The sequence below is a fragment of the Holdemanella hominis genome (assembly GCF_014306155.1).
Lineage (GTDB): Bacteria > Bacillota_I > Bacilli_A > Erysipelotrichales > Erysipelotrichaceae > Holdemanella > Holdemanella hominis.
In genome coordinates this window covers 20883-46910 of sequence record NZ_JACRWH010000010.1, presented here as the reverse complement: position 1 = coordinate 46910, position 26028 = coordinate 20883, and the positions used below count along the sequence as shown (strand labels likewise).

General features: G+C 35.2%; 29 protein-coding genes. 3 read left to right on the top strand and 26 right to left on the bottom strand.

The window, feature by feature from the left end; all coding sequences use genetic code 11:
• Positions 1 to 269: 269 nt before the first annotated feature.
• The 6 genes from H8911_RS04320 to H8911_RS04295 are packed head-to-tail and all read right to left on the bottom strand — an operon-like array spanning position 270 to position 7345.
• Positions 270 to 971, bottom strand: a complete 702-nt coding sequence (locus H8911_RS04320; protein ID WP_186998821.1) for a biosynthetic peptidoglycan transglycosylase — start codon at positions 969 to 971, stop codon at positions 270 to 272.
• Between the two features lie 52 nt (positions 972 to 1023).
• Positions 1024 to 1698, bottom strand: a complete 675-nt coding sequence (locus H8911_RS04315) for an LbetaH domain-containing protein (RefSeq protein ID WP_186998820.1) — start codon at positions 1696 to 1698, stop codon at positions 1024 to 1026.
• 16 nt (positions 1699 to 1714) lie between these two features.
• Positions 1715 to 2182 (bottom strand): metallophosphoesterase family protein, encoded by a 468-nt coding sequence (locus tag H8911_RS04310; protein ID WP_186998819.1) that lies wholly within the window; start codon positions 2180 to 2182, stop codon positions 1715 to 1717.
• 8 nt (positions 2183 to 2190) lie between these two features.
• On the bottom strand, positions 2191 to 3231 hold the full coding sequence (locus tag H8911_RS04305; protein ID WP_227402459.1) for a D-alanyl-D-alanine carboxypeptidase family protein: 1041 nt from the start codon (positions 3229 to 3231) through the stop codon (positions 2191 to 2193).
• Positions 3232 to 3266: 35 nt separating this feature from the next.
• On the bottom strand, positions 3267 to 5024 hold the full coding sequence (gene uvrC / locus H8911_RS04300; RefSeq protein ID WP_186998818.1) for an excinuclease ABC subunit UvrC: 1758 nt from the start codon (positions 5022 to 5024) through the stop codon (positions 3267 to 3269).
• Positions 5025 to 5032: 8 nt separating this feature from the next.
• Positions 5033 to 7345, bottom strand: coding sequence for an endonuclease MutS2 (locus tag H8911_RS04295; protein ID WP_186998817.1), 2313 nt, complete (start codon positions 7343 to 7345; stop codon positions 5033 to 5035).
• Between the two features lie 63 nt (positions 7346 to 7408).
• Here H8911_RS04295 and rnhC point away from each other — a divergent pair, with 63 nt between their 5' ends.
• Positions 7409 to 8257 carry a ribonuclease HIII gene (rnhC, locus tag H8911_RS04290; RefSeq protein ID WP_186998816.1) on the top strand — a complete coding sequence of 283 codons (849 nt, stop codon included), beginning with the start codon at positions 7409 to 7411 and terminating at the stop codon, positions 8255 to 8257.
• A gap of 36 nt (positions 8258 to 8293) precedes the next feature.
• On the opposite strand, the gene H8911_RS04285 is transcribed toward rnhC, so the two are convergent.
• The 12 genes from H8911_RS04285 to H8911_RS04230 form a co-directional block, all read right to left on the bottom strand.
• Positions 8294 to 8773, bottom strand: coding sequence for a diguanylate cyclase (locus tag H8911_RS04285; protein WP_186998815.1), 480 nt, complete (start codon positions 8771 to 8773; stop codon positions 8294 to 8296).
• A gap of 32 nt (positions 8774 to 8805) precedes the next feature.
• Positions 8806 to 9285 carry a deoxycytidylate deaminase gene (locus tag H8911_RS04280; protein WP_222620944.1) on the bottom strand — a complete coding sequence of 160 codons (480 nt, stop codon included), beginning with the start codon at positions 9283 to 9285 and terminating at the stop codon, positions 8806 to 8808.
• Positions 9285 to 10199, bottom strand: a complete 915-nt coding sequence (locus H8911_RS04275) for an RluA family pseudouridine synthase (protein WP_186998814.1) — start codon at positions 10197 to 10199, stop codon at positions 9285 to 9287. Before H8911_RS04275 ends, H8911_RS04280 begins: the two co-directional genes overlap by 1 nt.
• Positions 10181 to 10675 carry a signal peptidase II gene (lspA, locus tag H8911_RS04270; RefSeq protein WP_117924757.1) on the bottom strand — a complete coding sequence of 165 codons (495 nt, stop codon included), beginning with the start codon at positions 10673 to 10675 and terminating at the stop codon, positions 10181 to 10183. Before lspA ends, H8911_RS04275 begins: the two co-directional genes overlap by 19 nt.
• An 11-nt stretch (positions 10676 to 10686) precedes the next feature.
• On the bottom strand, positions 10687 to 12282 hold the full coding sequence (locus H8911_RS04265) for an ABC1 kinase family protein (protein ID WP_186998813.1): 1596 nt from the start codon (positions 12280 to 12282) through the stop codon (positions 10687 to 10689).
• A gap of 195 nt (positions 12283 to 12477) precedes the next feature.
• Positions 12478 to 12948 carry a hypothetical protein gene (locus tag H8911_RS04260; RefSeq protein WP_186998812.1) on the bottom strand — a complete coding sequence of 157 codons (471 nt, stop codon included), beginning with the start codon at positions 12946 to 12948 and terminating at the stop codon, positions 12478 to 12480.
• Complete coding sequence (locus tag H8911_RS04255) at positions 12941 to 13828, bottom strand: DUF1700 domain-containing protein (RefSeq protein WP_186998811.1); 888 nt, start codon at positions 13826 to 13828, stop codon at positions 12941 to 12943. The genes H8911_RS04260 and H8911_RS04255 overlap by 8 nt, the downstream gene beginning before the upstream one ends.
• 1 nt (position 13829) lies before the next feature.
• Positions 13830 to 14144 carry a PadR family transcriptional regulator gene (locus H8911_RS04250; RefSeq protein ID WP_186998810.1) on the bottom strand — a complete coding sequence of 105 codons (315 nt, stop codon included), beginning with the start codon at positions 14142 to 14144 and terminating at the stop codon, positions 13830 to 13832.
• Positions 14128 to 14544 carry a hypothetical protein gene (locus H8911_RS04245; RefSeq protein WP_186998809.1) on the bottom strand — a complete coding sequence of 139 codons (417 nt, stop codon included), beginning with the start codon at positions 14542 to 14544 and terminating at the stop codon, positions 14128 to 14130. The genes H8911_RS04250 and H8911_RS04245 overlap by 17 nt, the downstream gene beginning before the upstream one ends.
• Before the next feature lie 100 nt (positions 14545 to 14644).
• Positions 14645 to 16087: a leucine-rich repeat domain-containing protein gene (locus H8911_RS04240; RefSeq protein WP_117924771.1), complete on the bottom strand. Its 1443-nt coding sequence runs from the start codon at positions 16085 to 16087 to the stop codon at positions 14645 to 14647.
• A 151-nt stretch (positions 16088 to 16238) separates the two neighbouring features.
• The gene (locus H8911_RS04235) at positions 16239 to 17927 is read right to left on the bottom strand and encodes an IS1634 family transposase (protein ID WP_186998808.1); all 1689 of its coding nucleotides are present in this window, start codon (positions 17925 to 17927) and stop codon (positions 16239 to 16241) included.
• Positions 17928 to 18058: 131 nt separating this feature from the next.
• Complete coding sequence (locus H8911_RS04230) at positions 18059 to 18202, bottom strand: hypothetical protein (RefSeq protein ID WP_186998807.1); 144 nt, start codon at positions 18200 to 18202, stop codon at positions 18059 to 18061.
• 215 nt (positions 18203 to 18417) lie between these two features.
• On the opposite strand from H8911_RS04230, the gene H8911_RS04225 reads away from it, so the two are divergent.
• Both H8911_RS04225 and H8911_RS04220 read left to right on the top strand, forming a co-directional pair.
• On the top strand, positions 18418 to 18630 hold the full coding sequence (locus H8911_RS04225; protein ID WP_117924773.1) for a cold-shock protein: 213 nt from the start codon (positions 18418 to 18420) through the stop codon (positions 18628 to 18630).
• Between the two features lie 57 nt (positions 18631 to 18687).
• Positions 18688 to 19158, top strand: a complete 471-nt coding sequence (locus H8911_RS04220) for an HD domain-containing protein (RefSeq protein WP_117924775.1) — start codon at positions 18688 to 18690, stop codon at positions 19156 to 19158.
• Here H8911_RS04220 and H8911_RS04215 read toward each other — a convergent pair.
• Genes H8911_RS04215 through sufC form a run of 8 tightly spaced genes read right to left on the bottom strand, consistent with a single transcriptional unit; the run spans position 19155 to position 25988 of the window.
• The gene (locus H8911_RS04215) at positions 19155 to 20198 is read right to left on the bottom strand and encodes a hypothetical protein (RefSeq protein ID WP_186998806.1); all 1044 of its coding nucleotides are present in this window, start codon (positions 20196 to 20198) and stop codon (positions 19155 to 19157) included. The two genes, H8911_RS04220 and H8911_RS04215, sit on opposite strands and share 4 nt — an antisense overlap.
• Before the next feature lie 15 nt (positions 20199 to 20213).
• The gene (locus H8911_RS04210; protein ID WP_186998805.1) at positions 20214 to 20834 is read right to left on the bottom strand and encodes a GDSL-type esterase/lipase family protein; all 621 of its coding nucleotides are present in this window, start codon (positions 20832 to 20834) and stop codon (positions 20214 to 20216) included.
• Positions 20831 to 21328 (bottom strand): 5-formyltetrahydrofolate cyclo-ligase, encoded by a 498-nt coding sequence (locus H8911_RS04205; protein ID WP_186998804.1) that lies wholly within the window; start codon positions 21326 to 21328, stop codon positions 20831 to 20833. The genes H8911_RS04210 and H8911_RS04205 overlap by 4 nt, the downstream gene beginning before the upstream one ends.
• A complete protein-coding gene (sufB, locus tag H8911_RS04200; protein WP_370633230.1) occupies positions 21321 to 22733 on the bottom strand; it encodes a Fe-S cluster assembly protein SufB in 1413 nt (470 codons plus the stop codon). The genes H8911_RS04205 and sufB overlap by 8 nt, the downstream gene beginning before the upstream one ends.
• On the bottom strand, positions 22717 to 23163 hold the full coding sequence (gene sufU, locus H8911_RS04195) for a Fe-S cluster assembly sulfur transfer protein SufU (RefSeq protein ID WP_117924783.1): 447 nt from the start codon (positions 23161 to 23163) through the stop codon (positions 22717 to 22719). The genes sufB and sufU overlap by 17 nt, the downstream gene beginning before the upstream one ends.
• Before the next feature lie 15 nt (positions 23164 to 23178).
• Positions 23179 to 24420, bottom strand: coding sequence for an aminotransferase class V-fold PLP-dependent enzyme (locus H8911_RS04190; protein WP_186998803.1), 1242 nt, complete (start codon positions 24418 to 24420; stop codon positions 23179 to 23181).
• Positions 24407 to 25180 carry a SufD family Fe-S cluster assembly protein gene (locus tag H8911_RS04185; RefSeq protein ID WP_186998802.1) on the bottom strand — a complete coding sequence of 258 codons (774 nt, stop codon included), beginning with the start codon at positions 25178 to 25180 and terminating at the stop codon, positions 24407 to 24409. Before H8911_RS04185 ends, H8911_RS04190 begins: the two co-directional genes overlap by 14 nt.
• Positions 25173 to 25988 carry a Fe-S cluster assembly ATPase SufC gene (gene sufC, locus H8911_RS04180; RefSeq protein WP_117924789.1) on the bottom strand — a complete coding sequence of 272 codons (816 nt, stop codon included), beginning with the start codon at positions 25986 to 25988 and terminating at the stop codon, positions 25173 to 25175. Before sufC ends, H8911_RS04185 begins: the two co-directional genes overlap by 8 nt.
• Positions 25989 to 26028 lie beyond the last annotated feature (40 nt).

Genomic DNA, 26028 nt, shown 5'->3' with positions numbered 1-26028 from the left:
ATACTTTTCATAGTGACCTCCTATTGTGTTATGGCATCGACACCATAAGTGTTTTTAATCAATTCAATTATGAGTCGTAATCCACGTATTGACAATAGGAGGTCACTTCATATTATCTCTTTACAATCTTCGCCAAAGACATATTTAAAGGCGAAATCATTTAATAAATTTGCACTCCTCATGAGCATCTCTTTTCTAGTAGGCACTTTCTACATACTTATATACGAAATTTATTAAACTATTTTAGAAAAGATGAAAAAAATGCATCCTTAAACAGATGCATTATAATATGTCGCAATATCACTCTCTGAAATATAGCCACACTCAGCCATCGCCTTTAATACGGCATATTGTTTTTGTTTGGCTTGGGCAAAATGATAAACTAATTCATAATTATTTGGCGATTGGGGAATCCCTGCAAGTAAAGAAGCCTGCGCTATAGTCAGATCTTCTGGATCTGTATCAAAATATCCATAACTTGCTTCATAGATACCTGTATAGTTATTTCCATAATTGATCACATTCACATATAGGGCAATGATTTCATTTTTAGAATAATGCTTCTCCAAATAACGCGCTACAAATAATTCTGTACTTTTACGATCCCACGTACCATCAAACATACCATATAAATTTTTAGACAATTGCTGCGTAATCGTAGAACCACCACTCTTTAATAGATCATCATCAAATTGGGATACAAGTGCACGCATAAGCCCAATATAATCAACGCCTCTATGATCATAAAAACGACGATCTTCTATTGCCACTGTTGCCCGTACGAGTTCAGGTGATAAATCATCATATCCGACAAAAGTAGATCTAGATGTGACTTCACTTACCACATCATCCACAGATTGAGATTGTGTTAATTCTAAATAACCCCAATATCCTTTGCCAAAAAAGATGCCTACAAAGGCAATAATCAAGATTAATAATAATTTAAATATAAACTTAACAAACTTTTTCATACCTAAACATTAACATAAGAAAAAGAACTTGTAAAATTACAAGTTCGTAAGATTAATCCTTTAAAGTCACGTGTGAATCATCTTTAAAGATTGAATTTGCCGCAATCTGACCACGCACACGAGATAGTGGATATACATTTGTGTGTGGACCAATAATCGTTCCTGGACAAAGTACAGAGTTACATCCAACTTCTACATAATCACCCATAAAGGCACCGATTTTTCTTAATCCTGTTTCAAATTCTTCAACCACATTATAATTTTCATCTTTTCTTCTTAAGATGATATTGTCACGAGCACTCTTTAAATTACTTGTGATACCCCCAGCACCCAAGTGAGAATGATATCCAAGAATACTATCTCCTACATAGTTGTAGTGAGGTGTTTCTACATTGTCAAATAAAATACAGTTCTTTAATTCCACACTATTACCAACTACGCAGTTTGCGCCCACTAAAGCACTTCCACGCACAAAAGCACAATGACGAACCTCTGTTTCAGGACCAATGATGCATGGAGCTCCTAGATATGCACTTTCAAAGACATTGGCACTCTTGTGTACCCATACATGTTCTTTGACTTCCACATAATCTTCTCCTAAGTTTTTACCCAGTTCTAAAATCAAGTCTTTGATTCCCGACAAAGCTTGCCAAGGATATTCAAACTTTGCTAAATATTCTTTTGCCAAAGTATGATCTAAATCATATAATTCGCTTATTTTGTACATAAAACTTCCCTCTTTCTTACCACTCAGGTTCAAATTTTAATTCAACCTGAACGTCATCTTCATTTATATCTAAAATCGCATAGCTACATGGCTTTCCATCTCTAGAATGCGATAAAGATCCTGGATTTACTAATGTAACACCATCGAAACGATCTAAAAAGGATACGTGTGTATGTCCAAAACATACAATGTCACAATTCAATTCTTTAGCACGATTCACCAGTTGCTCACTTCTTAAAAAATAAGAGAACCGATGAGAATGTGTTACATAAATTTGATGTTTACCAATCGGTATGATTCTTTCATTTTCAAAACGACCAAAATAATCATTGTTTCCACGCACAATGATATAGCCTGGAAAATTCATCGGATCATCCTCTAAATCACCACAATGAATAAACAATTTCGCATTTGGATGTTTTTCCTGGATTGTTTTTAATATATCGTTTCTTCCATGAGAATCACTCACAACTACTATTTTCATAAAGTCTTTTACTCCAATTCATCCGGAAATGACATTTGTTCCATACCCTTGCCGCTATCATGCATTAATTTTGCGGTTTTTACACCCACATAACGAAGCATAAAAGGCTGATACCAATGTCCCGTCTTCTTTTCTTGTTCCTGTTGGTAACGAATTACAAAACCATAGCGATACGCATTTTCTTCAATCCATTCCATACGCTTTTTACTTTCTTCAGACAGTTCTTCTTCGACTTTTGAATAATCATATTCATCATCGACATATTGCCTACATAGATCGATCCATTCATCATGGCCCTCTAATACAATCGTATACCCGAGTTGCTGCTCATTTTTGCCGGCACTAAACATATAGTGGTCAACACCCTCATATTCTTTGGATGCATTGACATATTGATCTAGAATTTGTTCATAATTCAAATAACCACTGACCAAATTCAAATGATCCTGACCATCCATAACAGACGCATACGAATCTAACATATTCGTTAGATCTTCGACCATACATATTTGAACAAAGATAGTATTAAATGTCGTAATCTTTTCTGGTATATACTTATATACCGTATTTTCCTGATTTAATACAGCATACGGATTGGTTGGATCAGCAATCAATCTTAAATCTGAATATAATACAGCTTCGTTTTCATAGAACGTCGTTAAATCAATATATGAATAGTGCATCAACATTTGTTTTAAAGAATCATACGAAAAATTCTTTCGAAAACGATTCACAAAATTGACGATGTATTCATTATCTGCATCCTGCGTTTCCTTGGCTTCTTTATAATATAACGTATTTTTTAAATCGAAATCTTTCAACTCTATAAAATCCATAAATTTATCCGGAGTAATATGTTGATTTACCAAATAATCAATATCATCACTATCTAGATATTTTAATAAAACATCACGATTTTCATCGGTTGTATAAGGATATCGAGCTAAAGGATCGTACGATTTATCCATAGTATATAGACAATATAAGCCAACCGCTAGACAAACCACAATCAATAAAATACGTGCTCGCAATTCTTTTTTACTAATCAAAATAAGTACCTCACGCACCCCATTATACTAGACTATTACTTCTCATGCAAACGAGCATATAGAATCTTAGCCACATCTTCTGGAATCACTTCACTCAATTGTTCTACACTCGCAAGACGCATCTGCTTCATGCTTTTAAAATGCTTCAACAATTCCTTTTTACGCTTCGGCCCAATACCACTCACCGTATCCAATACAGATTTTGTCATAGACTGATTTCGAAGTTTTCTATGATATGAAATCGCAAATCGATGCACTTCATCCTGCATACGTGTTAATAAGAAGAATAAGCTCGATTTGGAATCAATCTGAATTTCATTTAAATTCACATCCATCAACGCTCTTGTCGCATGCTTATCATCCTTTACAAGTCCTGCCACTCTTAAATCAAGCTGCAACATATCTATAATTTCTTTGGCCGCAGCAATCTGTGCAGCACCACCATCCACCAACAATAAATCTGGCATCGGCAAATGTTCTTTCAACAATCGAAAGTATCTTCGATAAATGACTTCTTTCATACTGTCCACATCACTGCGATACCCATCTAATTTATAATGACGATATGAATTCTTATCGGGTAAGCCATCCTTAAAGACAACCAAACCACTCACATTAAACGTACCTTGGATGTGGGAGTTATCAAACATTTCAACCGTATGAATATCCGCATTGAATATTTTTGACAACATTTCATTGGCCTGACGCAACTCATTATCCTTACGAAATACCAGTTTAAACTTCTGTTCATGGGCTTCCTTGGCATTTTTATAAACCAAATCTATCAGTTTCTTTTTTTCACCACGAACCGGAATATGCACATTCGTATTTAAAGCTTCCTTTAAAACATCCACAGGCGTTCCGGACGGCACCAAAATTTCTTTTGGCACCACATTTTTTTCATAATACTGCATGATAAAGCTAGTAAAGGCATCCATCTCATCTTCATATAACGGTGTAATTGACATATTTCTCTCCAATAATTTTCCTTGACGAATAAAGAAACCTTGAAAAGAAATATATCCAGAATCCACATAATATCCAAATACATCACGATTAGCACGATCTTTAAAGTCAATCGTCTGTTTTTCAATGACATGCTCTAATGCTTGGATCGTATTATAGATTTCCTGTGCTTTTTCAAACTGCAAGTTTTCACTGGCCTCCATCATTTTAGCCTGCAAAGAATACATCACCTCTTTGGTGTCTCCCTGCAAAAACTTCTTAATTTTTTTACGCGTCACTTCGTTTTCCTTAGGATCAATCTCATGAATACAAGGTCCTAGACATTGGTGCATGTGATAGTACAAACACGGAGAATCTGGAATATGACGACATTTACGTACGCAAAAGATCTGATTGATTAATTTCACGATTTCATAAGCCGATTGACTACTTGGATACGGCCCAAAATATTCACTCTTTTTATTTTTGATATTTCGTGTTGTACGCACCACAAAATTATTCTCTTTTGTGATTTCAATATATGGATATGTCTTATCATCCATAAACATGATGTTGTAAGGTGGCGTATGTTTTTTTATTAAATTGATTTCTAATAATAAAGCCTCTTTTTCACTGCCTGTCACGATAAATTCAAAATCGCGAATGTGCGACACTAAACGCGTCGTCTTATTGTTGTGGGTACCATGAAAATAAGAACGCACACGATTCTTTAATACTTTGGCCTTTCCCACATACAATATATTCTGATTTTCATCTTTCATGATGTAACAACCAGGAGAATCTGGAAGTAAGGCTAATTTATCTTGTAAATGTTTAGAAACACTCATTTTATCCCCTACTTTAATATAACGATAGTTGCACCAAGTCCACCTTCACTTGGACCGGCACTGTTAAACTTAGAAACATTTGGTTGTTTCTTTAAATCCTTCCATACGGCTGTACGCAAAGCACCCGTACCCATACCATGAATGATACGCACTTGTTTAATGTGTTTAACGACAGCTTGATCTAAATATTTATCTAAAGCAGCAATGCCTTCTTCAACACGCATTCCAATTAGATTCAACTCCAAAGGAAAACGACTGGATACCGATTCTACATGCGCTTTATAAGTTGCTTTCTTGATTTGTGGCTTATGCATAGGCTCCAACTTCGAAATTTTCACCTTCATCTTCATACCATTCGTTAAAACGGTAGCTTCATTTCTTCGAATATCCACAATTTCACCATGCGAATTTAAACCTGTGATTTTTACATAATCACCAACCTTAAATTCTTTCTTATCGTCTTCGATTTCTTCAACATGCTCATTTAAAAGATCCAGTTCATGCATCTTTTCAATCTGCTTATGCTGCTTACCCGTCTTTTCTTTACGAAGCACAGTTAAGATTTCTTTGGCCTCTGCCTTTTTCTTTTCGAGCATCTCATTCAATTGTTCCTGATACGATGTATCCAATTGGGCCTTACGCTTTTCGATTTCTTTTTCTTTTTCGTAAGCCTCCTTTTGAACGCGGTGCGCATCTTCAATCAATTGATTAAAACGCTCCTTTTGTTTCAAGACATCATTTTGAAGTTTTTCTAATTTCTCCAATTCTTTTTCTGTCTGCTTTTCATTTTCATTCTTCAAAAAATCCGCTCTTTCTAAAATGGACTCTTCTAAATTGTATTCTCTGGCAATATGAAAGGCATAACTTGCTCCAGATACACCAGGAATATATTTATAGGTTGGCTTTAATGTTTCTGGATTAAACTCAACACTCGATACTAATACAGAATCATTCGCTTTTCCATATGTTTTTACTTGCGAATAGTGAGTTGAAGTAATAATCGTACTTCTTTTTGAAATCAAATATTCCAAAATCGCAACCGCAAGACTGGCTCCTTCCAATGGATCGGTACCATTTCCAATTTCATCCAATAGGATAAAACTATTTTCATCACTCTTCTGACAAATATGAGAAAGACGAGAAATATGACTTGAGAAAGTCGATAAGTTATTTTCAATGGACTGATGATCTCCAATGTCAAAATACATCGATTGATAGAATGGTAGAATGGCTTTATGACATAATACTGGAAAAGCTGCATGGGCCAAAGCTACAAAGAGTCCGATTGTCTTTAATGTGACAGTCTTACCTCCCATGTTTGGTCCTGAAATCATAAGGCAAGCTTGTTTATCCGTTAATTCATATGTGTTACAGACCACTTTCTTTTCATCAATCAAAGGATGTTTGGCATGTTCTAAATACATAGAGTGATCTCTTGATTGTAAAGATGGAATGCATCCATCATAGCGCACTGCCCATTTTGCCTTTGTGAAAGCTACATCAATTACAGTTAATGTTTCTAATGCCGAAGTTAAAGACAACGCATTTTTCTTAACTTGCATCGACAATTCCCTACAGATTCGCTTCTTTTCTTCTTCAATTCGAATCATCAAAGAAGAAATCTCATTATTATCAGCTACAAAGCTGGATGGTTCAACATAATAGGCGAGTCCTGAACTTGATTGTCCATGAATCATACCGCCAAAGGCATTCTTGTCTTGGGCACGAACCAAGACAACAACACGTCCAGATACAGTTGTCGTCATATTTTCCATAAGTTTTAAACTGTTCTTCTTTAAAAACTGTCTTGATTTTGATTGTAATGCTAAGCGCGTATCTACCAACGCCTTATGCATACTTTTTAATGCGGGTGTCGCATCTTCTTTGACTGATCCTGTTAGATCAATCTTTGAAATGATAGAATCCATCAAACGTGTACATCCATCCATAGATTGAGCTAAATTTGTCAGTTTTGGATAGTCAGATTCATCCAGGCTTTGTTTGGCTTGTTTAACAGCCGTTAAAAAATGGTAGATGGAAATCAATTCTTTACTTGTTAGTGTCATCTGTTTCGAAGCTTTTGAGACTGGTAAAGAAATATCATTCGCTCCTGATAAAGAAAGTAAGCCTCCGGCTTGTTCAAACTGAATGGCTTCTTTGGCATAGTTTAATTGTTCTTGTATTTCTAATTTATCAAATACAGGTAACGCATTTAAAATTTTTTCTTTGGCGCAAGAAAAGCTAGAAAATGCAGAAACCTGTGTTAATACACTTGAAAAATCAATAGCCTGGTTTAATTCGTTTCTAAAATTTTGTTCCATAAAATACTCCGTTCTCACCTATTTTAACACAAAATTTATGGTAAACTAAATAAGGTGATTAAAATGGCAACATTGACAAAGAATATGACAAAAGAAGAGATCTTTCAATTAAAAAATAGATTATCTCCTTTTATATTAAAAGAAAGTACACCACAGTATACGTACTATCAAATCAAGACGAAAGAATGTTCGATTACGGCATATACAAGTGGTAAAGTTGTATTTCAGGGAGCCGATCTTTCTTGGTTAGAACCAAAACAAACAAATAGTGAAGCACAAGATCAAGCGGGCAGCGATGAAGTGGGTACTGGTGATTATTTTGGTCCAGTTGTAGTGGCTAGCTGTATTGTCACAAAAGAGGCTCGAAAAAAACTTGCACATCTTGGCATTCAAGATTCAAAGCAGGTGGATGATGTTAAGATTCGTAAGCTTGCACCTATCATCAAGGAAGTGTGTCCACATAGTATTTTGATTGTTCCCAATACAAAATATAATGACATGCATGATACTTGTAATATGGTGGATATGAAGTGTCGCCTGCATAACCAGGCTTATGTAAATTTGGTGCATAAAGGATATACGCTTCCTAAGCAGATTGTTATTGATCAGTTTGTGCAAGAAAAAAGTTACTATCGCTACTTACAAGGCTTTCCTGAAGTCATTAGAGGTATCACTTTTGAGACCAAGGCCGAAAACAAATACCTAGCAGTAGCTTGTGCGAGTATCCTGGCAAGAAATGCCTTTCTAGAAACGTGGGATCTTATGGAAGAAAAATATGATTTTAAATTTGAGAAAGGTGCCGGAAGCAAGGTGGATGTGTGCGGCAAGAAATTCGTACAAAAATTTGGAAAAGAAAAGCTTTACCAAGTGGCAAAGCTTCATTTCAAAAACACACAGAAGATTGGAGTTTAATTTCCAATCTTTTTTGTCTTCTTCGATCATTTTCAACTAAAGAATAATATCACTCTTTATCTTCATACATCTTTTGATCGCTTCTTGTAAAGTTTCAGATAGATTTGAACAAGTTTCTTTCCACACACAACCTGTCGCAACACTGATTTCTAATTCTTTCATTCGTTTAAGTAATTTTGCATATTGATCAAAGAATAAGAGTTCGGATACATCTTGTCCAATGACCACAAACTCATCTCCACCTACACGATAGGAATTATCTAAGAAGATTTCTTGTAGAGCATATGATGCAGTAATAATGAGTGTATCACCTGCGATATGTCCTATTTTATCATTAATTTCTTTAAGTCCATTTAAATCTTCATTAAGTTCATCAGATTTTTTAGAAATTCTACGAACTATTGTGATATAGAATCCACAATACAATAAGAGAATCAATATTTCACAGATGACCATGACCATATAATTCTTTTTCAGTGTCAAAACACTCGCAAAAGCATCCTCTTCATTTACCATAACTAAAATAAAAAGTCATCTAATTGGATGACTTAACGCTCACTGATTTTTGTTTCTACATCAATCTCATAAGGAAGCTGTACAAGCTTTACTCCCGCCTCATGAAACATTCGCTTACTCGCAATATTACCTTCAGTTCCATCATACTTATCACTTTCATATACTACGCAAGAAATACCAGCCTGAATAATGGCCTTTGCACATTCATTACAAGGAAATAACGATACATATAAAGTACAACCATGAAGGTCTTGAATGCTATTTAAGATTGCATTCAATTCAGCATGCACAACATAGGGATACTTAGTCTCGAGAAATTCACCATCTCGATCCCAAGGAAACTCCTCATCTTCGCAACCATAAGGAAAACCATTGTATCCAAGTCCAACCACTCTTTTTTGAGGATTGACTATACAAGCTCCTACACGCGTATTTGGATCCTTTGAACGCTTTGCACTCAAATGAGCCATGCCCATAAAATATTGATTCCAACTTAATACATCATCACGCATTATTCTTCCCCTTTTCTAAGTTCATTTAAAACTCTTTCAAAAGTAGGTTCTAAACCAATCTCAAAACGCATCTTTTCCTTTGTCGTAGGATGCACAAATTCCAACGCACATGCATGCAACAACTGACCATTGGCCTGAATTGTTTTTCTAGGACCATACTTGGGATCTCCTGCGATTGGATGTTCAATATACTGCATATGAACACGAATCTGATGTGTTCTACCTGTCTCTAACTGACACTTGATATACGCAAATTTCTTGAAGTTTTCTAATACTGTAAAATGTGTAATCGCATCCTTCGAATTATTTGCGGTAACCGCCATTTTCTGACGATCCTTTTCATCACGACCAATTGGTGCATGAATCGTACCATGCTCGTGCGTAAAAGGATTATGTACAATAGCTACATATTCACGATGACACGTTTTATCCTGTAATTGCTGACTTAAAGATTCATGGGCCACATCATTCTTGGCAACAACCAATAATCCTGACGTATCCTTATCAATACGATGTACGATACCTGGACGCATCACCCCATTAATACCACTCAAATCTTTACAATGATACAACAACGCATTCACTAAAGTCCCAGAATAATGACCAGGAGCTGGATGCACAACCATGCCCTTTGACTTATTGATCACAATAATATCATGATCCTCATATACAATATTCAAATCAATTGGTTCAGGAAGAACTTCCGTGGAATCTAGTTCAGGAATAGAAACCGCGATTTCATCTCCTACGCTAACTTTATAACTTGCCTTCATCACCTTTTGATTGACCAAGACATTTCCTTCGTCCAATAAATCCTTAATTCTCTTACGTGAAAAATCCAATTTTTCCGCAAGAACCTTATCCAAACGATCCAATTTAGTATCTCCATCTATCTTTAAGATTCTTGTTTCCATCTCTCTTGCTCCTTCTTATCATCTATAAACATACTTACTAATATTAATGCGATACCCACTGTTATACAGATATCCGCTACATTAAATACGGGAAATGGATAGCCAAAAATATAGAAACTAAAAAAGTCTCTTACAAAACCTAGCGTCATACGATCGATAAAGTTTCCAATAGCTCCCGAAAAAACTAAAGATAAACAAATCTGATAACGCGAATCATTCGTTTTAAAAAACATATATACCATACCTACTAAGGCAATAATGGTAAGTGTGGCAAAGAAACCCATTCCAGCTCCCGCAAACATACTAAAACCTGCCCCTGTATTTCGAACATATGTCAAATAAAAGAAATGATTGATCATTTCAACCGAATCATTTAATGCGATAGACTTCTCAATAGCCCACTTTGTCCATTGATCCAATCCCAAAGTGACCAACACAATCAATAGTGAAGCCACTGTAGTTTTACCTTTTTTCATATACTTCCCCTTTAAAATGACTTGTTTTTTCGATGCAAAAATAACATCTTAAAAAACAACCATACACTCATCCCAATCGCAATGATGTATCCAAAAAATCCAAGTGCTGGTATTCCCATAATCATCGGCTTCATCTTTGTCGTACAAATCAAGCTTGAACCCATAACCAAAGCGGCAATCAACACACATACAATCAAACGATTCACCATCTGATCAATCTTCGCAAGTGGAGCTTGAGAACCCATTAGATTCAAATTGACCTTGATCTGTCCTCTTTGAACCATCTTCAACACATCGCTTGCCTGCACAGGAATATCAACCGAACGAGAAAGCGCATCAATACCACGCTTAAATCCCGACTTTATTTCTTTCTCCCAATCAATTTTTGTCAAACTTGTCTTATGACTCATCGCAATCTTCATCGTATTCATATTCGAATCTAAAGCAGTTAACGTTCCTTCAATCGTCATCATAGAACGAGCTAACATACTAATGCCTTTAGGCAAAGAAATCGAATATACATGACAAATCGAAAACATATCCTGAATCAGTTTGGCGACATCGATCTCTGAATATGGAACACTCAAATATTGATTCACAAAACGATCCATGTCCGCACAAAAAGCCGTATAATCAATCTCCTTTTTACAATCCCCTATCATCAAGATACAATCCACTAATTTTTGTGTATCCCTCAAGGCAATTGCACGAACAGCCTCCTTCATCGTTTCACGTTCATTCGCATCTAAAGTGCCCATCATACCAAAATCGATCCATACGATTTGATTATCACGAATTCTTAGATTTCCCGAATGCGGATCCGCATGAAAGAAACCATTCTCAATAATCTGTGAAATATAATTAAATGCCAATTTATCCGCTATCTCACTACGATCATAGCCCAGTTCATCTAATTTTTTTGAATCACTAATCTCAATGCCATCTACATATTCCATCACAAGAATATTCTTTCTTGTATATTCATCATAAATCTTTGGCGCATCAATAAACTTACAATCCTTATAATCATTCTTAAAGCGTTTCGCAAATTGCGCTTCAATCGTAAAATCCATCTCCTGTTTTGCGGTTGTCCAAAATTCATCGATGACCATATCTAGATCCACTACGCTTGATACAATATCTGAAAGATTCAATATCTTAACAGCCTTCCTTAACAAGGCCACGTCACGTTCCATCCACTCATAGATCTTAGGGCGCTGAATCTTAAGTACAACTCGTTTTTTACACTTCAAAGTAGCTGCATGCACCTGCGCAATAGATGCTGAACCTAGACAAACCTCATCAATACTTTCAAACTCTTCTTGAAATAAATCGCCATACGTCTCTTGAATGATTTGTTCAACCATAGAAAAAGGCATGTGACTTGCCTGCGAGCGAAGCTTCATCAACTCTTTACAATAACGCTCAGAAAATAGATCCTGTCTTGTCGACATAATTTGTCCAATCTTAACGAAAGTAGGACCCAAGTCTTCAAGTATCATACGTAACTTAACGGGATCCATTCCCTTTTGGATATGATGCTTTCTTAATATAGATACAATCTGCGCAAACCTTGCACTCGTTGACATCGTATTCGTATCACTCATCGTTTCACATCCTGCTTTCTACGTAAAGGCGTATTTGTCACTTTACCCCTTTTTAAATTCCTTAGCGAATTTGACTTCTTTTTATCACCCACCAGAATCATTCTCAACAAATGACTCCAGTCTCTATTATTTTTCACCATAACAGTATTTTAACACACTTGTTAAAAATCAAAAAGAAACAGTATAAACTGTTCCTTAATAGTAGTCATCGACGAATGTGATTTTATCCTTTAAACTCTTGCCATAACGAATACTCACATGAATTTCACCATTCTTTGCACAATACTCATCATAACGCTTTGATTTAAACGTATTAAATATGGTTTGAAGATTCTTTGACATCTCATAATCATCCATCTGCAAATCTAATTTATCCTCATCCTGCACAACATGAAGCATTTTAGGATATGTGATCACCAATGAATTATCTGGCAATTGATCATCTTCCACCATTTCATCCACAACTACACGTACATCGCCAACCGAACTTAAATACGTCTTTGTATATAAGTGACAGCTATCTGGCATTGTCGTTGTCATAGTCTGCGTTTCTTTTGACAAATCAATTTGATTTGGACTAATTTGACTCAATTCATATACAAAAGTTCCACAACCAAACACAAATAATAAGATTGAAACAACAAGTAATAAACCTAACTTACGCATTTGTATCCACCCTCTTAGGCCAAGCACGAACTAACATCAATAGTATTGCCAAACTTCCTAACACAAAGGCAATATCCATACAATATAACCCAGCGCTTGTTGTGGCATACATAGCACTGACATAAATTAACACCACTAAACCAATACCACTGCCAATCAAAACACAAGCTACAGGTATCATAGCCAAGACTAAGATCACCTTTAAGACATCGGATTCAAGATGTCTTGGCTTTCTTTCGTGATACAAAGGACGTTCAGGCGTTGGAGGCAAATCACTCGATTTAATATTATCATTCCAAGTATCTTTGATATCATCCATCACACCGACATTATGCGCATGCAAACGATAACGTTCCACTCTTTTAGCCATAACTTTCACAAAGAAATAAATGGCTAAACATAAATATAGGATGCGACATAGACTCAGCATAAAATCTGTGATCATATAGAATCCGACAAAGAACGAAAAAATCATCGACAATAAGAATTGGCATAATATATCAACCACAATGACTTTTCCAATCAACATAATCAACACTAAAACAATCGCATCAAATAAAATGTGAAAAATTTCATTCATCGAAAAATTACCTAACTTAGAAAATAATTCCTCTACCTTCACATACACCTTATCAATCGTTTTATCTGCACGATTTGAAAATGGATCCATCGAATCCGTATTGATCTTATAAGCATCTAAAATTTCTTTTACCAACTCATCCACATCGCCAAAACCAGCAACCGCCTCTTCTTCAGCAACACCACTGGCAATTTTGTCATCAATGTATGTTCCATATTCTAATAGGATGTCTTCTCTTTCTTTATCGCTAATCAACGATAACTTTTGATTTAAAACATCCAAAAATTCCTTTTTTAACACTCTACTCCACTCCTTTCAAATATGCATTTACATTATCTGAAAAATCCGTCCACTCCGATAATAATGCATCATATCTTTCAAGTCCTAAATTTGTGATATGATAATACTTTCTTGGAGGACCCTCTGTAGATTCTTTTAAATAAGACTCCAACAAACGATCGTTCGACAATCGCTTCAACAAAGGATAAATCGTACCTTCATTTACTTGAATCACCTCGTTGATACGAGACACAAGCTGATACCCATATAGATCATCCGATACAATAGCCTTTAATACAATCAACTCTAAAACACCTTTTTTAAATTGAGTATTCATGCGTTTCACCCCTGTTCTTTCCCATTAATGATGGCTGAAACACATCTACATACATCTTTTCCAAAGTTGTCAATGAAAGATTACGAATCGACTGTACATACTTAAAATTTGGATTCACAATCCCATTCTTGTATTTTAACTTCAATTCATACGCCTCATTATATTCAATGGCACCCACACCAATTACTTGAACACACATAAATAATTTCGAAGCTTTATTCAACCCCATGATTTTTCCATTACGAATCCAACCACAAAAATACACTGGAATATTTTGGAAAGAGTATCCCGAAATATGGTCAATCGTAATCACAGGAAGATTCTTTTTTTTACCTAAACACTGCACATATTCTTTTGTCGAGCCATGCTTAGAACAATAAATGACCGCTCTAGGCTTCATAATATCACCTCATTCACTATTATGATATGCACACTACCTTAGATTGTCAAGTACTGTGCTATATATTTAGTAAAAGCCCCTTTAAACAAGGGGCTTTATGTTAGTTCGTAAATTTTTCGTAGAACTCCATACTCTCAAGTACGCTTGTATCCTGGATTGGATTATCATCCAAACGTAAAGCTTCTAATAATTCTAGATCTTTTAATGGAGTTACATCTGTAATGTAGTTTGCCTTCAAAGTTAGTGAACGTAAATATTTAAGTTTAGATAATGGAGTTAAATCTGTAATCGCATTGTGATCCAAACGCAAATAAGAAATAAACTCTAAATGTTCTAATGGTGTTAAATCCTCAATGACATTGTTGTATAGATCCACATCGCAAAGGTTTGTTAATTCTTTTAATGGTGTCAAATCTTTAACATTATTGTTTTCCAAAGAAATGATTTCCAATTGTTTCATATCCTTTAAACAAGTAATATCCTTAATATTATTACGACCCACATTCAAATACACCATGTCTTTGGCATCCTTTAAAATACGTATATCCTTGATGCGGTTTGTGAATAAATTTAAATGCTTCAATTGATTCGCATTCTTTAAAAAATTGATCTCTGTTAATTGACAGAACTTCGCATCTACACTTTCCAAATGCTCAACATTTGCGAATTTTTCTAAACTCTTCAAGCGGTTTTTTGAAACATTCAATTCTTTTAAATCACCCAAGTTATTCAATAAAGACATGTCCTTAAATCCAGTCTGCTCCATAGACAAAGATTCTAAATGATTTAATTCCTTCAAGAATGTAAAGTGTTCTGGTTCATTATAAGAAATATTCAAAGATTTAAGATTTGAAAATTCCTTGAGCATAGAATAATCCTTTAAATATGGACAGTTAGATACATTCAATTTCTTTAAATTTTTCATTGACAACAATGGACTTAGATCCGACATTAAGTTTGTGTTTAAATCCAATTCTTCAACATTAGAAAGATATGTTAAATCTTCAATATTGAATAAACGCATACCACCCATATCCAATTTCTTTAATTTTTTAAGCACACCTAAGATGGCATAACTAAAAGGACCATTTTCAGTATTGATATGAACCTCTTCTAACTTCTTACAGTGCTCTAAATAAATCAAACTATCAACTTTCGCCTTGGAAAGATTCAATACTTCCAAATCAATCATAGCAGCAATACTTGAAATATCCATTGTATATAAATTGTTTCTTGAGATATTTAATTTTTTTAGTTGTCTAAAACCATGTAAAGCCTGCAAATCTCTTAATTGGTTTCGAGAAACATTTAAACAAACTAAATTATGTAAATCTTTGATTGGATCCAATGTCTGCAACTTATTATTGCTCGCATTTAAAGTTTCTAGATTTTCCGCATACTGCAAACCTTCTAGATTCTCTATTTCATGATCTTGTACTTCTAAATGGATCAATTCCTTCATCAAATTTTCGTTTAGTTCTTCTTCTTTAACACGCAAAGTACGCGCAATTACACTACGTAACGCATCATCTTGAATAAGCATAAAACAAATGCCCTCCTTTATATATTCATTATAATCAAAATATAACATAATAACTATATAAAAATAGTTTTTTTAATGACAATGTTGTTAGAAAATGCTACCTGACTTTAGAGGTTGAATAGTAAAAAATGGTGCAACACTCGATATTTGATTATCGAGTATGCATCATTTTTATTTGTTTATCTGTTAGATAATAATTTGTTATTGGTTGATTTAATTTTTTGGATAGATCTGTTACGAATTCTTTGCTGGTTAATAGATTTATGAATCTGGTTGAGTTGATTCTTACAACTCGGAATTTTCTCATGAAATCGTATATTGTACTTGCTGAGTATTTATTTTCCAGAATCTTGAATTGAAGGATTCGTGATAATAACACGGCTGTGTAACAGATGAAGAAATGCCCTTTGATTCGATTTTCTTTTTGTAGATAGACTGGACGTGTATCAAGTTCGGACTTCATGATGCGGAAGGATTCTTCAATTTGCCAAAGCTGATGATAAGCATTGTATATGTCTTTTGATGACATATTGATTTCAGATGTTACGAGCATATTATATCCGGCTAGTTCTTTGTCTTTGTCTATAGCTTTTTGATTTAGCTGGGGTTTTATACTTTTTCCCTGATCATCTAGAAACTGCATATATTTTGATGATTCACCATATTCTTCTTTTTTGGCCTGGCATGCACGGTGTGCCTTGGCTTTTTCAATCATTCTATTGATTTCCATCAGTTTCTTCTTCGCGAGACTGAAGTTATAGGTAACTGTTCTTTTTTCTTTTATATTACGAGTTATGACATTTCCGTAATCATCCTTGTATGAATAGGTAAACGTATCGATGCATTCCTTGATTTTATAAACAGGTTCTCCGTTCTGATCAAACACTGTTTCGAATCCGTCATCAAGAAGAACCCATTGCCTTTCTCTTTCAGGAAGGGTTTTTACAGATTTCGAAAACAGATAGCCATCTCCATGATCAATAGCTTCAATAATATTTTTAGCACAGTTAAGGCCTTTATCAGCTATTTGGATGGTACGGCCCTTGATATTGTTTCTTGATTTCAAATCGTGGATTAGATCACGCATGACCGGCTTTTCAGATTCATTGCCTGGGAATATCTTCATGCCGACTGGTAACATCTGTGCGTCTAAAAGAAGGCCCATTCCCACAATAGGGTCCTTTCGATTTTCTTTGGAAGGCCCTCTTTTTTGAAGAGTAGATTCCTTATCGATTTCAAAGTAATAGTTTGTACAATCAAAATAAGAACGGCTGGAATCCAGAATAAAATTGTCATCAGTCGCAACGGTTAGTATTTCAACCAGTTTCTCATATTCTTCGCCCATAAATTCCAAGCCCTCTAGGAGTTGATCATAACTGAAGTTTTTTTGAACATATAGCTTTGGAAGAATATCATGAAAAGTCTGATGTTTAGATAAAGGCGCAACAACACGAGCATATACAAGAGCGGAAAAGACATCATATACATCGAACTCGAACTTCCTTGAAGAACTTAAATACCCAAAATGTTCTTTTACATCCAGTATGTTCAAGATTTTCGCAATTGGCACATAACCCAGACATAGTTCTGGTGAAACGTCAGAAATCTGTTGAAAGTTGATGCGACATTTTTCTGTCTCCCGTTTAGAATTCAGTTCATTGACTTCTTTCTGAAAATGAGAGATTGGATCATCTATACCCTGTTCGATAAGAGCATCAACGAACCCGATTTTACGAAAACTTTTATGTCGAGTGTTCTTGGTTTCTGGAGAATAAAAACTCTCATAGATGGAAAGATAAAGTCTGTTATTTCGTTTTGTTTTTTTAAGAAAATAGGCCATAGAAAGTGTCCTCCAAACATTACACATTTACACCATAATTATACCAAATAAATAAAAAAAATAAAATAAATTTAAAGCACAAAAAACAACGATAAATACTGGAGAATCTCAACTTTTTCTCAGAATAGCCTCTAAACATTCATGGTGCAAACCTCTAAAGACGGGTGTACTTCTAAATGGATCAATTCCTTCATCAAATTTTCGTTTAGTTCTTCTTCTTTAACACGCAAAGTACGCGCAATTACACTACGTAACGCATCATCTTGAATAAGCATAAAACAAATGCCCTCCTTTATATATTCATTATAATCAAAATATAACATAATAACTATATAAAAATAGTTTTTTTAATGACAATGTTGTTAGAAAATGCTAAAATGAAAGCAGTTAAGGATTAGACTCGTATTCTGATTGTGATAAATGCTATTGTATGCAAATACTTTCTATTTTAACGGTCAAAGGATATTGGCTTAGTCCAGGAGGTATAGGCATGAGCACAGGTAAAGTAAAATGGTTTAACGCTGAAAAGGGTTATGGATTCATTACCAGTGAAGATGGAAAAGATGTATTCGTACACTACTCATCAATTAATTCTGAAGGATTTAAAACTTTAGAAGAAGGACAAACTGTTACTTATGACGTTGTTGAAAGCAATCGTGGACAACAGGCTAACAATGTCACAGTTGTAGATACAGCTGCGTAGAAATTTGTTCGAATCAAGCGCACAATGTGCGCTTTTTTCATGAAAGAGAGGGATTTTATGTTAGAGCGATATGAAAAAGTAAAAGAATATGTATATTCTCAATATGCCAAAATTTATAATGAAGATTTAAAAGTATCCGCCCTTACCCATACAGCTAGTGTGGACCTTTCCATTACATTTATTGCCATGGCAAGAGGCACAAATCTAGAACGAGCTAAAGTAGCTGCTCTATTTCATGACTACGCTCAATTTATTGATAACTGCCCACATTCTCAACATGCTAAATTATCAAGTCTTCACGCCTATAAGTACTTAAAAGAAAGTGGCTTATTTAAAACTACAGAAATAGATGATATTACTTATGCGATTCGTCAACATTCCAAAAAAGAATCTTTTGACTCACCACTTTGTGAAGCCTTAAAAGACGCTGACGTATTAGCTCGTTTCTTAGAAAATCCCGAAAAAGAAATCACAGGAATGAAAAGACAGCGCCTGCTTAACGCTTGCGCTGACATTCAAAGTCATTAAAATTTTTGATAATACAGTTCGACACTCGCATCGAGCTGTTTTTTTAATTGGTTAAACACCTTCATAAATACGTCTTTATCATACACAATCCAGTCAATATAGGAAAAGCTCTTACCAATAGCTCCCCCAACCACTTTACCTGCATGCACCTTAGAAATAGTTTCATCCAATTGTTTCGATAATTTCTGACGATACAAAGCATCTTCTTTATTATGGAAAGGATTCGAATAATACACATAGCCAAACTCACCATCTTTACTCGATAGATCTGCAAGCACTTCTTCCTTTTCCTCAATCGTTTGTTCCACCAATAAAGGATGCGTAGTAAAAATAAGCTTCATATCTTTTCTTAAGGCATCGTGCGCAAAATCCTGAATTGGCTGATATACCGAATAAATATCAATTGGTTTATCATATACTTTCCAATGATTCTTCTCAACAAGAGCCATAATCACTTCATAAAAATCAATCATTTGACAGAACTTCATATCTGAGTCTGGCGTATCGATAAAATCAACACGACAAATATATGCCTCATACGCAAGCTGGCCAATCGCAAGCTCCATAAGATACATACTCATTTCTTTTTTATTTTCCGGATTACCAATCAAATTAAATCCAGGACAATATACTTTACAATCCAACATATCATTTTCAATTTGATAGAATACATGAAAATCTGCTAAAGTATATTCCTCATTTTTGATTTGAACCATGGCCTGAATCGCCTTTTGCGACATAGGCGGTAAAGTCGCATTCATGATCCACTTTTGTTTCACACTCTTAGGTGCAATGTCACAAAGCATCTGACACAAATATTGCGTTGTCTTATTTGGACCTGTGTCAAAGGTCATCTCAAAAGAATCATAAAAGCTTTCGACAAAGAAATGGGCACCACTAATTTCCATTACCTCTTCATCCAATTCTTGAATCAATTCGTTTAATTCCTCATATTGTTCGGCCTTTAAACAATTAATAATTGCACCCTGTTTTTCTTCAAAATGCTTCCATAACGCTAAACCATTTGTATAAGCACTCATTGATGATCTCCCTTCTTATAATTCTTTAATCATAGATATCAAGGCATCCGCCACAAGTTTATGACCCTTCTCATCCATATGGATTCCATCCAAACTTCCAGCTACAGCACTCGTATCAATCACTTCTACATTCAAACCAGAACAACCTTTTTCTAAGTATGGCTTTGTATTCGCTAAGATATCAAATCCAGCTTGACCAAAATTACTGACTGTTCTTTCATTCTTTAAGCCATCCACATTCATTTTAGGTGGACACACCACAAAAAATTTAGGTAGTTTAGATCCATCACGATAGTTTTCCGGATTTAAAGCTCTATACATCAAAGTACGAATCCCTTTCTCTAAAGAAATGGAATTCGTTGAAAATTGGCGCTTCGCATCATTCGTTCCCAACATAATAAACACAACATCAATGGGAGCATGCGTTTTTAAAACCATCGAAATCATTTTAGCTCCATTACGATCTGCATCATACGGATCATCCAAGCACAATGTTCGACCACATAAGCCTTCCTCAATAATTTCATGTTCACTAAATACCTTTTTAACAAGCTGCGTAAAACGATTTGGTTGTCTAGACGCATTTTTGGCATCATAGCCCCACGTATTACTATCCCCAAAAAATAATATCTTCATCGTAATATCCTCGATTCTGTAATGATCATATCTAACTTTACATCGGTTGGTTTTACATCAAATTCCATTTCCTGCACATCAAATGCTACCCCAATCTTCAATGCAGAACTTTTACTTAAATACCGATCATAATAGCCTTTTCCATACCCCATTCGATACGTACCAAAGAATCCAACGATCGGTACTAGAATCACATCTAAATCTTTTACCTCATGCATCCCAATGGGTTCAATTGTTGAAAATGGACCCTTACTTTTTTCTTCGTAATCCGAATAAAAGGCAATCGTAGTATCATCTAACGTCTTAGGTATATATAAATCAAATTCATCACGAAACTTTGCATATACATCCACTTCATTTCGAATTGGAATATATGTTCCTATTTTTCCTTTTAAAAAAGGCAAAACACAATTAGTGATTGCCTTTTCCTTTTCAAATCTTTTTGAATTTGATAATGAACTACGCCTTTGAATGCACAACTTTCGCTTATCCAATGCTGTCACTCATATCCAGTTTCAACATTTGATTCAATTCAACCGCATATTCCATTGGAAGTTCACGCGTAAATGGTTCTAAGAATCCCATAACGATCATTTCCGTAGCTTGAGAACGGGTTAAACCACGAGACATTAAATAGAACAATTGTTCTTCACTAATGTTTGAAACTGTCGCCTCATGTTCAATTTGAGACGTATCATTATAAGATACATTCATCGGAACTGTATCACTACGTGATTTCTTATCTAAAATCAGAGTATCACATTCTACTTTACTCTTGGCATATGCTGCATTTTTAGAATGTGTTACCCAACCACGATAGTTTACTTCACCACCATTACGTGCAATAGATTTAGAAATAATTGTACTAGAAGTATGAGGAGCTAAATGAATCATTTTACTTCCTGCATCCTGAATCTGGTTTTCACCGGCTACCGCAATCGAAATCGTTGTTCCCTTTGCGTATGGCTCAGCCAAAATACAAGCTGGATACTTCATATTTACATGGGAACCAACATTTCCATCAATCCATTCCATGTGTCCATTTTCAAATACTTTTGCACGCTTAGTCACTAAGTTCAAGATATTGCTTGACCAGTTTTGTACCGTTGAATAACGACACTTCGCATTCCTATGTACATAAATTTCTACAACTGCCGCATGTAAAGAATCTTTTGAATACGTTGGTGCAGTACATCCTTCTACATAATGTACATCAGCACCCTCATCTACAATGATCAACGTTCTTTCAAACTGTCCCATCTGCATGGAGTTGATACGGAAATAGGATTGAAGTGGTTTTTCCAACCTCACACCCTTCGGTACATAAATAAAGGATCCACCAGACCATACTGCTGTATTTAAAGCTGCATATTTATTGTCTGTATAAGGAACAAGTTTACCAAAATATTCCTTTAATAAATCTGGACATGCCTTTAATGCAGAATCCGTATCCAAGAAGATAACACCCTTCTCTTCCACTTCCTCTAACATATTGTGATATACAACTTCACTCTCATATTGTGTAGATACACCGGCCAAGAATTTTTGTTCCGCTTCCGGAATTCCTAGCTTATCAAACGTATTACGAATCGTATCTGGAACTTCATCCCATGACTTTTCCTGCTTATCACTTGGTTTGATGTAGTATGTATAGTCATCAAAGTTGATTTCACTTAAATCTGGACCCCAATTTGGATTTTGTTGCTTTTCAAAAGAATGGTATGCATCAAGTCTTAGCTGCAACATCCATTCAGGCTCATTTTTGATTTTAGAGATCGTACGAACTGTTTCTTCATTCAATCCCTTTTGGGTTTTATAAACACTGACATCTTCATCATGAAAACCATATTCATATTCACTAGAAAGTGTGATATCTTTTTCGTTACTCATCTTTTCCATCCTCACTTTCCTTAATCATTTCACGCATAGCCTTCCATCCAATTGTGGCACAATTGATACGATTGGCTTGTTTTCCAACATTTTGAAACGCTATGGCCTCATCTAAAACATCTTCATCATATTCTTTTTGATCAATCATTTTGAAATAATTGTCCATAATTTCTTTTGCTTCTTCTGTTGTCTTTCCTATTAATAGTTCAGACATAATTGAAGTCGAAGCTGTTGAAATTGTACAGGCAACCCCATCAAAACGAATATCATCAATTTTTCCATCTGAAATTTTTGTCTGCACCGTAATATCATCAATACAAGAATCACTCGCCATATGACGTGACATGTAACCATTGTCTTTTGTCAATTCTTTATTACGAGGATAGTCATAATGATCCATAATAATCTGGCGCATCAACATTGGATCAATATTTGACATAATTAAGCTTCCTTCCTAAAAGAAAATGCTGACACAGTTTTCCACTGTCGCATTCTTCAAAGCATCAATCAATTGATCGACTTCTTCTTTTGTGTTGTACAAATAGAAACTTGCACGACAAGTACCCGGAGTCTTCAACACTTCCGGAAGTAATTTAGCACAATGCTGTCCTGAACGAACGGCAATGCCAAATGTATTTAAATAGCTAGCGACATCTTGTGCAAAAATCATTTGATCTTTATCCTTCACATTAAATGTCACAATTCCACTCTTCGCATTTTCGTTATATACAACAATATTCCCTAAAGCTTCTGCTTTTTTTAAGAAATATTCCTTTAATTCTACTTCATGCGCATGAACATTCTCTTTTCCAATCGCATCCAAATAATCCATGGCAGCTGCCATACCAATTACACCTTCAATTGGTTGTGTTCCAGATTCAAACTTTAATGGCGTTTCCCTTAAAGTTAATGAACAAGACTTGTCAAAGCGCGCATTACTTTCACCACCATAGAAAATTGGTTCTAGTTGATCCAACCATTTTTTCTTGCCATATAAAGCACCTACGCCTGTAGGACCACACATCTTGTGAGCACTAAATGCATAGAAATCACAATCTAAATCCTGCACATCAATATTTAAATGAGGAGTACTCTGCGCTCCATCAATCACTAACAAAATGCCTCGTTCATGACAGATCTTGGCGATTTCCTTAACGGGAGCCACAAAACCCAAAACATTAGAAACCATCGCCATCGCAACAACTTTAACTTGATCAGTTAAGACACGTTTAAAGTTTTCAACTGTGATCTTACCCTCTTCATCCAAAGGAATGTAATCGATTTTAGTCCCTTTTTTCTTTCCCGCCTGCATCCAAGGCAAGATACTTGAGGCATGTTCACTTTCGTCACTTAAAATGATATCACCTTCATGTAAAAGCTGTTCTGTAACCATCATAGCTACAAGATTCAAACCTTCACTCGAGCCTGAAGTAAAAACGATTTCTTCTTTGTGTTTCGCATTTAAGAATTTTTGAGTACGAACACGAGCCCCTTCAAAAGCCGCATCGACCTGTGCACTCATTTCATAATCACCACGGTGAGCATTAGCACCAAGGTATGTATAATAATTCACTACGGCATCAATCACGGGTTGAGGCTTTAATGTCGTAGCCCCATTATCTAAATACACTAGAGGTTTATCAGACATCTTACGCGTTAAAATCGGAAAATCTTTACGAATTTTACTGATGTCCATATAATCCAACCTTACTTTCCATTTCTTGACGAAGACTATCTTTCAATTCTTCATCTTCTACTAAATCAATAACTGGCAAGAAATAACCAACACTTAACAATCCAACAGCTTGTTTTGTGCTCAATCCACGAGACTGTAGATAATATAGCTGATCAGCATCTGGCTGTCCAATTGTTAGAGCGTGGCTTGCCTTTACATCATTTTCATCAATTAATAATAGTGGAATAACTTTTGTCTTATGTCCCTGACCCAAAGTTAATACACGCGTTGCCTGATGAGACTGAGCATCGAAACATCCTTTTTTGATGTTTCCATTGGCAACCATTTGATATTGTCCATGATCAAATAAAACGGCAAAGTTTTTCATTTGACCATTTGTATGAGGCGCATTATGTCTTACTTCCATATCGCATACTTTTTCGATGTGTTCCTGACATAATTGACCACTTAAAATTTCATATTCAGCACCCTGCTCTTTTAGATCCACATAGTGATTCCATTTCAATGGGCTTTTTTCTAGATCCAAGACACCCATTTGGCAGTTGGCATCTTGTTTAAGTACCATATTAATGTTTAATTCGCACGCACTTTCAGCATGGTTTAAAATAAAGAATTTTGAAAAAGAATTTTCTAAACACTCCACATTCAAATCAAATTTTGTACAATCTTTACTCAATTCAATTAAATATGATTTTTGATCATGACGATCAATTTGAATGTTTAAAGTTTCGCTATTGTGTACTTCCTTGTGATTAAGCATATTTTTTAGCTCCACAAGAACCTAAAGAAATAGGTTGTTTATCTTCTTCTTTATTTGCGGTTACGTGGTACTCTTTTTCAATCCATTCATATCCATCCTGGTCAACTTTTTCAACTAAACTTGCATCACCAGATACAACAATTTGTCCATCCATTAATACGTGAGCATGTGTTGGCTGTAAATATTCATAGAAACGTGCATAGTGAGATACGATCAATAAACCAAGATCTGTTTGTTGCTGACATTGGTTGATGGCATCAGAAACAATACGCAATGCATCGACATCAAGTCCAGAGTCAATTTCATCCAACATCGCAATTGCCGGTTTTAACATCATCATTTGAACGATTTCATTACGTTTCTTTTCACCACCACTAAAACCATCATTTAAGAAACGATGAGCCAAGTCTGGTTTCATTTCTAATTGTTCAATAGCTTTATCCATTTCTTTGATAAATTTAAATAATGAGATTGGTTTTTCTAAACGCGCATTGATTGCACTTCTTAAAAAGTCAGAGTTTGTAACACCAGAAACAACACTAGGATATTGCATACCCAAGAAAAGTCCTGCCTTACTTCTTTCATCGACTGACATTTGTAGTACATCCTTTCCATCTAATGTAATCGAACCAGATGTAACTGTATATTTTGGATTACCCATAATGGCTGCAAGCAATGTAGACTTACCATTTCCATTAGGTCCCATTAGAGCATGACGCTCACCTGATTTTACAGTTAAGCTCAACCCTTTTAAAATTTCTTTATTCTCCACGGATACATGAAGATCCTTAATGACCAAATCTGCCATACCTTCTACCTCTTTTCACTGCAATATAATACCAAATAAT